The sequence below is a fragment of the Mycobacterium sp. genome (genome assembly GCF_044370595.1).
Classification (GTDB): Bacteria; Actinomycetota; Actinomycetes; order Mycobacteriales; family Mycobacteriaceae; genus Mycobacterium.
Genome location: NZ_JBILVF010000006.1, coordinates 47,292 through 54,957, shown reverse-complemented (window position 1 = coordinate 54,957; position 7,666 = coordinate 47,292). Strand labels below are relative to the sequence as shown.

At 67.7% G+C, this 7,666-nt stretch carries 9 protein-coding genes; 2 read left to right on the top strand and 7 right to left on the bottom strand.

What is annotated here, in order from left to right; translation table 11 throughout:
* The 4 genes from ADBZ5N_RS01900 to ADBZ5N_RS01885 form a co-directional block, all read right to left on the bottom strand.
* On the bottom strand, nt 1–688 hold a 688-nt coding region (locus tag ADBZ5N_RS01900; protein ID WP_526255790.1), incomplete at its 3' end, for a type IA DNA topoisomerase.
* Between the two features lie 115 nt (nt 689–803).
* Nucleotides 804–1,382, bottom strand: a complete 579-nt coding sequence (locus ADBZ5N_RS01895; protein ID WP_526255789.1) for a hypothetical protein — start codon at nt 1,380–1,382, stop codon at nt 804–806.
* A 22-nt stretch (nt 1,383–1,404) separates the two neighbouring features.
* Nucleotides 1,405–2,574, bottom strand: coding sequence for a glycosyltransferase family 4 protein (locus ADBZ5N_RS01890; protein WP_526255788.1), 1,170 nt, complete (start codon nt 2,572–2,574; stop codon nt 1,405–1,407).
* A 106-nt stretch (nt 2,575–2,680) separates the two neighbouring features.
* Nucleotides 2,681–2,884, bottom strand: a complete 204-nt coding sequence (locus ADBZ5N_RS01885) for a cold-shock protein (protein WP_005138711.1) — start codon at nt 2,882–2,884, stop codon at nt 2,681–2,683.
* Nucleotides 2,885–3,131: 247 nt separating this feature from the next.
* On the opposite strand from ADBZ5N_RS01885, the gene sftH reads away from it, so the two are divergent.
* On the top strand, nt 3,132–5,438 hold the full coding sequence (sftH, locus tag ADBZ5N_RS01880) for a DNA 3'-5' helicase SftH (RefSeq protein ID WP_526255787.1): 2,307 nt from the start codon (nt 3,132–3,134) through the stop codon (nt 5,436–5,438).
* A gap of 333 nt (nt 5,439–5,771) precedes the next feature.
* Nucleotides 5,772–6,821 (top strand): PAS domain-containing protein, encoded by a 1,050-nt coding sequence (locus tag ADBZ5N_RS01875; protein ID WP_526255786.1) that lies wholly within the window; start codon nt 5,772–5,774, stop codon nt 6,819–6,821.
* On the opposite strand, the gene ADBZ5N_RS01870 is transcribed toward ADBZ5N_RS01875, so the two are convergent.
* The 3 genes from ADBZ5N_RS01870 to ADBZ5N_RS01860 are packed head-to-tail and all read right to left on the bottom strand — an operon-like array spanning nt 6,805 to nt 7,665.
* Nucleotides 6,805–7,191, bottom strand: coding sequence for an Rv3654c family TadE-like protein (locus ADBZ5N_RS01870; RefSeq protein ID WP_526255796.1), 387 nt, complete (start codon nt 7,189–7,191; stop codon nt 6,805–6,807). The genes ADBZ5N_RS01875 and ADBZ5N_RS01870 overlap by 17 nt on opposite strands.
* The gene (locus ADBZ5N_RS01865; RefSeq protein WP_526255795.1) at nt 7,142–7,465 is read right to left on the bottom strand and encodes a TadE family type IV pilus minor pilin; all 324 of its coding nucleotides are present in this window, start codon (nt 7,463–7,465) and stop codon (nt 7,142–7,144) included. Before ADBZ5N_RS01865 ends, ADBZ5N_RS01870 begins: the two co-directional genes overlap by 50 nt.
* Entirely contained in the window at nt 7,462–7,665 is a 204-nt protein-coding gene (locus tag ADBZ5N_RS01860; RefSeq protein ID WP_526255785.1) for a DUF4244 domain-containing protein, read from the bottom strand. The genes ADBZ5N_RS01865 and ADBZ5N_RS01860 overlap by 4 nt, the downstream gene beginning before the upstream one ends.
* Nucleotide 7,666: the final 1 nt, after the last annotated feature.

Sequence of the window (7,666 nt, the reverse complement as noted above, 5' to 3'; positions counted from 1 at the left end):
CGTCCAATTCGGCCAGAATGTCCCAGTAGCCGGCGCTACGGAAGGCCATCCGTTCGCGTTCACGCTGGACGATGATGCGGGTGGCCACCGACTGCACCCGGCCCGCGGACAGCTTCGGGGCCACCTTTTTCCACAGCACGGGGCTGACCTCATAGCCGTACAGCCGGTCCAGGATGCGGCGGGTCTCTTGGGCGTCGACCAGGTCGGTGTCCAGATCGCGGGGGTGTTCGGCGGCCGCCCGGATCGCCGGCTCGGTGATCTCGTGGAAGACCATCCGGCGGACCGGGACCGTTGGTTTGAGCGTCTCCAGCAGGTGCCAGGCGATCGCCTCGCCCTCGCGGTCGCCGTCGGTGGCCAGATACAGCTCGTCGACGTCCTTCAGCAGGCTTTTGAGTTCGGTGACGGTGGCCTTCTTGTCCGGGCTGACCACGTACAGCGGTTCGAAATCACGGTCGACGTTGACGCCCAGCCGCGCCCACTTCTCCGATTTGAACTTGGCGGGGACATCAGCGGCCCCTTTGGGCAGGTCCCGGATATGACCGCGGGAGGACTCGACGACGTAGTTGCGACCGAGGTAACCGGCAATTTTGCGCGCTTTGGTGGGCGACTCGACGATGACGAGCCGTCGAACGCCGCCGTTGTTACGGTTCCCGCTGCTCTTCGCATCGGGCCGGTCGTCGTCAGCCAACTGCGCCTAACCCCAATTCTCAGACATGGTTCGCCGCCCTAGATTCCCCCCGGGCTTGTTGACAATTTCGCACCCTCCCACCAGCCGATGCAAACCGGCCCCCGTTCGGGTCGTTTCAGACACGCGGCCAGGCCGCCTGCGGCTCGGCTCCCTCAGGGGGGTCACCGACCGTCTCCACCAGGCGTGATAGCCGTCGCCGACCGCTGATTCGCAGCGCCGGACGCGCCCCCCGGGTGCCGATGAGGGTGGGCGCGATTCCGATGCGCATCAGCGCCGACGCCAACGGTGAGTGGGTGTCGGGGGCGTGCGGGTCCAAACCGAGCAGGTAGCGGTCGGCCTCGGGGGTTCCGGCGGCCAACGTCCAGGCCCGCAGCTCGCGCGGACCCGGCAGCCAAGCCGGCGGCACGGTCTTGACCGCCCCACGGGTCCACTCGCCGGCCAGCCCGACCAGTCGGGCATCTACCGCCGTGCGGACCAGGGGCGTGTCTTCCTCGGTTCGGGTGATCTCGGCCTTAAGCCCGGCGGCGACCATCATGTCGGCGAGCGCGGCGGCCCGCCACACCGCGTCGACCACCACCGACAGTCGTGCGCCGCTACCCACGCTGACCACCTGTCCGGCGGCGGCGAGAACCCCGGTGAGGTCGGCGACCGCGGGCGGCACCGACTCAGCCGAGAAGAACGACAGCTGGCTCACAATTCGACAGTAAGGCAGCCGTTCACCGCCGCGGTGCCGCCGAGCCCATGTCAGTCATCAGTGCGGTAGCCCGGTCGACCGCACGCTGCAGCGCGGCCGGAAGCCCGTCGACGTCCAGGAGGGCTGTATGACGATGGTTCGCGGCAGCCAACGTCTGATACCGAGACGGATCGTCGAGCAGTCCGATGATCTGCTCGATGTCGGTGTGGTCCACCGTCTGGATACCCAGTTGGTTGATCTCGGCCAGGACCGGGTACGGGAAGGTGATGGTGGGACGTTTCGCAGCAGCGGCCTCGATCACCGGAAGTCCCCACCCCTCCCACGTTGAGGTGAGGACGACGAAGTCGGCAGCGGCATAGAGATCGGCCGGACACGGCGCATGGCCCCGATGGACGACCACGCCGACGGGAGCCGGGCCGATGTCCCCGATCGGGTCGGTGAGCCAGTAGTGGATCGTCCGGCCAGTGCGACGGCTGATCTGTTCGGCAACCTGCAGGGCCGCGGGGATGTTCTTCCGCGCGATGAAGCGGGCCGGGTGCACGAGAAGAAGGTGGTCTTCGCCGATGCCCCGCTGCCTGCGGGTCACCCACCGATTGCCACCACCCAGCACGGCGCGATCAACGGTGTTGTAGATCGTCGTCACAGCGTTCGCACGGTCCAGATCCGGGTATCGCGGGCGGAATTCGGATTCGGTGAGACGGTTGATGGTCACGTGCAGCATGTGCGGATCGTGCAGCGGTAACCCGCCGCCCGAGTGCCCCACCGATCTTGTGACCTGCCAGGGCGGGTCGTGGTGACGGACGATGGTGGGAACGCCGATTCGAAGTGCTTCCCGCTCCAGGGCGATGGCCGTCTCCGGGGCGGTGGGCAGCGAGCCGACGTTGTCCAGAATCAGCAGATCGTGGGCCCGGCACAGATCACTGATCTGACGCGGGTCGTGAGCCGGGGGGCGAGCGCCTTCGGCGGGGGCCCACAGCCCGCTGACCGTGACGTCATCGTCGGACGCCAAGGTGTCGGCGGTGTCGGCGGTGTCGGCGGTGTCGGCGGTGTCGGCGGTGTCGGCGAAGAAACCTGCAGCCCGGGTGACCGACCACCCCATCTCACGAAATGCCCGCTGCCACCTGGCGGCCTCGATGCTGACGCCGTCATATCCGCCCAACCGATGGGAAACGATGCATACGCGACCGCTCACAAGCATCACTCCGCCCCGCCGGTGACGCCATCGAATCGAGGAATACCAAACACCCCCGCGGAGCCCCTAACGGGGCCCGCGGGGGTGCGGTACTGCTGTTTGTCGGTCAGACGGCGCGAACGCCGGTGGCCTGCGGGCCCTTGGGGCTCTGACCCACCTCGAACTCAACTCGCTGGTTTTCCTCCAAGGTGCGGAACCCCGAACCTTGGATCTCCGTGTAGTGGACGAACACATCCGCGGAGCCGTCCTCCGGGGCGATAAAGCCGAAGCCCTTCTCCGCGTTGAACCACTTCACAGTTCCCTGTGGCATTTCTATCCTTACTTCTTTCCGGGAGCGGCCTACCGATGTTCATGTAGACCGGGCCGGTTGAGACCGCATACCTTCTGGGCTCACACCCTCGCAGGAACCGCGACCGCAACGTCGATCCTGCGATTGTGGAGACACGAACACAGAAGCTGCGACCGCCCACATCCAATCACGTTCGGCGCGGTAAGGACAGTCTCCTCCACAATTCTCCTGTGGGCCGGGGACCGTGGAAAGACGAGGGACGCGCAAATTGGTCAGTTTCGGCAGCGAACTGCTGACCGCTGTCTGTGGGCCGGACCGCCCGCCGGCGCTGCTGCACGTCGCCGACATCCCCGCCCGGGAAGGCCGGACCGCCGACTGGCCGGACTGGCTGCACCCGGACATCGTCAGCGCCGTATCCGCCCACCACATCACCGCACCGTGGTCACATCAGGTGCAGGCCGCCGAACTGGCCCACGACGGCCAAGACGTCGTCATCAGCACCGGCACCGCCTCTGGCAAGTCGCTGGCCTTTCAGTTGCCGATCCTCGATGCCCTGCTGCGCCAACCCCGCGCCCGCGCCCTGTATCTGTCGCCGACCAAGGCGCTGGGCTACGACCAGTTGCGGTCTGCTCATTCGCTGACCGCCGCGGTAACCGCTTTGCGGGACGTCGCCCCTTCGTCCTACAACGGCGACACCGCCACCGAGGTGCGCCGGTTCGCCCGCGAACGGTCCCGGTGGTTGTTCTCCAACCCCGACATGGTTCACCTGTCGCTGTTGCGCAACCACACCCGCTGGGCGGTGTTCCTGCGCGGTCTGCGCTACGTCGTTGTTGATGAATGCCATTACTACCGCGGCATTTTCGGATCCAACGTGGCCATGGTGCTCAGGCGGTTGATGCGGCTGTGCGAGCGTTACGGCGAAGTGGGCGCGCCGCCCCCGACCGTGATCCTGGCCAGCGCGACCACCGCCGCACCAGGGCAGACCGCCGCTGAACTGATCGGTCGGCCGGTCGCCGAGGTGACGCTGGACACCTCGCCGCAGGGGGCCCGGACCATCGCGTTGTGGGAGCCGCAACTTCGCTACGACCTGCACGGCGAGAACGGCGCGCCGGTCCGGCGTTCGGCCGGCGCCGACGCCGCCCTGATGATGGCCGACCTGGTGGCCGAAGGGGCGCGCACCCTGACCTTCGTGCGGTCCCGCCGAAGCGCGGAACTGACCGCGTTGGGAACACAGGCGCGGCTCCGCGAAATCGCCCCCGGCCTGGTTGACACGGTGGCCTCGTATCGGGCCGGCTATCTGGCCGAGGACCGCCGGGCGCTGGAACGAGCCCTGGCAGAGGGGGAACTGCGCGGCCTGGCCGCCACCAATGCACTGGAACTGGGGATCGACATCTCCGGACTGGACGCCGTGGTGCTGGCCGGGTTCCCGGGCACCGTGGCGTCGTTCTGGCAGCAGGCCGGTCGCTGCGGTCGGCGCGGTCAGGGCGCACTGGTGGTGCTGATCGCCCGGGACGACCCACTGGACACCTACCTGGTGCACCACCCCGATGCCCTGCTCGGCAAGCCGGTTGAGCGAGTGGTCACCGATCCGGCGAACCCGTACGTGATGGGGCCCCAACTGCTGTGCGCGGCCAGTGAGTTGCCCTTGACTCAAGCCGAAGTGGACCGTTGGGACGCCGCACCGGTGGCCCGGGCGCTGGTCGATGACGGCCTGCTGCGGGTGCGCGCCGGGAGATACTTCCCCGCCCCCGGCCTTGAACCGCACCATGAGGTCGACATCCGCGGCGGCGCGGGCGGTCAGGTCGCCATCGTCGAGTCCGGCACCGGACGGCTGTTGGGCAACACCGAGGCCGGCCAGGCGCCGGCCACCGTGCATCCGGGCGCGGTGTATCTGCACCAGGGCGAGACCTACGTGGTGGAGTCGCTGGAGGATGACGTCGCCTTCGTCCGCGCCGAGGACCCCGGGTATTCGACGTTCGCCCGGGAGATCACCGACATCACCGTCACCGGCACCGGTGAGCGCTGCCACTACGGCGCGGTGACACTGGGTCTGGTGCCGGTGTCGGTCACCCGCCGGGTGATCGGTTACCTACGGCGCGCCCCGTCCGGGGAGGTGATCGACTTCATCGAACTGGACAGCCCGGAGCGTGTTCTGCCGACCATCGCCGTGATGTACACGATCACCCCGGAGGCCCTAAGCCTCAACGGAGTCGACCTCCCGCAGATCCCGGGTGCACTGCATGCCGCCGAACACGCTGCGATCGGGTTGCTGCCACTGGTGGCTAGCTGCGACCGCGGCGACATCGGCGGAGTGTCCACCGCTATCGGGGAGGAAGGCTTGCCCACGGTTTTCGTCTACGACGGCCACCCCGGTGGCGCCGGATTCGCCGAACGCGGATACCGGCTTGCGCAGACCTGGCTGCGGGCGACCCGGGAGGCCATCGAGGCCTGCGAGTGCCCGCACGGCTGCCCGTCCTGCGTCCAGTCACCGAAATGCGGAAACGGCAATGAGCCGTTGGACAAACGGGGCGCCGTGCAGGTACTGCAGGTGGTCCTCGCGGGACTTGCCGGATAGTCGGGACGTCGCGACCATCGACCGACCCCTCGAAAACGGTCGACGGTCGCGTGTCCGGCAAAGCGCTGAGCACGCGTGAGTACGCTTCGACGCCCCGCTTCTTGAGGCATGGCCACGGCGTCGCCGAGGGCCGGTGGGCGACGAACACCCGGACAACACGTGGCGTTCGACAATCCGAAACCGGATGTAGCTGAACATACGCTGTGCGTGTCACCTGTGGCAATCGTGGCAGCCGGACCGTCCCCCCAATAATTGCGATCACAACCATCTTCACCTGCGGATTTGTCTCACAAGGCACGCGGCGGCTGCGCGCCCGCGACTAAGCTGGCCCGCATGAACCAGGATTGGCTGCTGGTGGAGACACTCGGCGACCAACCCGTCGTCGTGGCCCAGGGCCGCCAGATGAAGAACTTCGTTCCGCTGACCGTATTCCTGCGCCGCAACCCGAGCCTGGCGGCTATCCAGGCGGCGATCACCGAAACGGTGAGCAGCGGCACGCCGCTGTCGAGTATCACCCCCAAAACCAAACGGGTGATCCGGACCGAACCCGTTCAGATGTCCGACGGTCACATGCACGCGGTGCAGGTCTGGTACGGGCCCACCGACGAGGAACCGCCCGAACGGCCGATCCCCGGACCGCTGATGTGGGACTTCACCACCGGTGAAGCCTCCGGCACTGTGGAGTATCTGACCAACGCCGGCATGGACCCCGCCGCTGAGGCCATCACCGGCCGAGCATTCGTCGAAGACATCCCCAGCCGCAGCCTCAACCGCGACGAGGCCAAAGTGCTAGCGCTGGCCATCGACGCCGCCCCGGGCCGCACCTACTGTTCGAGCTGGGAATTCACCGACAAGCAGGGCAACTTCCGCCGGGTAGGGTTCACCGCTCGCACCGCGATGGAAACCATGGACGACGGCAGCGAGCATCTCATCGCCCGGGCCATGAACCTTGTCGAAGAAGTCCAGGAGTCAACCGAGCCACCTCAGCATCTGGCCCAGCGGATCATCGAGGGCCTAGCCCAGCCCGGCGTTTACCGGCTCCTGGTCGATCTGAACAACTGGACGTTGCTGAAGTGGATCGACGACCCGTGCCCGTACTTTCACTGGCGGAGCCGGGCGGGCATACACCCGGACGACCGCGAATACTTCTCCGACCGGATGGCCGCCGAGTTGGAGACCGGCAGCACCAGCGGTGTGCTACGAGTACCCGGCAACGACGGCGGGTGGGTACCGATGCACGTCACGATCAGCAAAGTGGAGTTGGATGGCGGCGTGTACGGCGGCCTGGCCACCCTGCGACTGCCCACCGCGGTGGAGTTGGCCGACGCCGGTTTGGATCAGACCAACCTCGAGCAGCCCGAGGCTGCTAACCCCGCGCAGTAGGCCCGGCCCGGGCCGCGGCGACAGCCTGCCGGCCCAGACGTAGACCGGTTTCGGCCGAGACGGTCACCATCACGTCCAGGCCTGCGACGTCACATCTCTGCAGAGTCACCCGCATCGCCGAGGCGACGGTCTGGGCCCGCCGGCAGGCCGCCTGCCCGCCGGCCGACATCTGCGCCGCAGCCGCCAGCGCCGCCAGGTCGGCCGCCGACTGCGCGCGGTGGCGGGCCAGCACCACCGATCCGACCGCAAGACCGCCGACGGTGACCATCAACAGTGCCGCCACCAGAAGCGCTGCCAAAACCGTTGCCGCCCCGCCATCCTCACTGACCCGGCTCGACGGCCGCAACGGCCAGCCCGACGATGACCACACCCGGCAGGATCGCGGACCGGCCACTGACGCGGGCAACGATGTAGCCGCCGTCGCGGCGCAGTTCGACGGCGGCACCGGCCGGCGCCAGGAGTCCGGCCGCAGCCGTAGCAGAGCTGTCTCCGCGGGCGGCCAGTCTGGCCGCCTCCCGTGCTGCGTCGACACACCGCACCTGCAGGGCAACCGCGCTGATGCCCGCCGCGCACAGCAGCAGTACCGCCACCAAGCTTGCGATGGCCAGTGCCGCCTCGACCGTGCCGAAGCCAGCATCGTTCAGACCCGGGTCGACAGTGCCCGGTTGATGATGTTGGTCAGCGCCCCGACGATGGAGTCGCCGGTGACCACACCGTAGAGAATGGCCCCGAAGGCGGCGGCGGCGATCGTGCCGATCGCGTACTCGACGGTCGACATGCCCGCTTCGTCGACCATCGCGCTCGTAAGGCGGGCCTGAATGGACCGAATAGTGTTGCGAATCAAT

Bases quoted from the DNA above. Each gene is read 5' to 3' on its own strand.
- ADBZ5N_RS01875 (WP_526255786.1), top strand. From the start codon at position 5,772: ATGAACCAGGATTGGCTGCTGGTGGAGACACTCGGCGACCAACCCGTC.
- ADBZ5N_RS01885 (WP_005138711.1), bottom strand. From the start codon at position 2,884: ATGCCACAGGGAACTGTGAAGTGGTTCAACGCGGAGAAGGGCTTCGGC.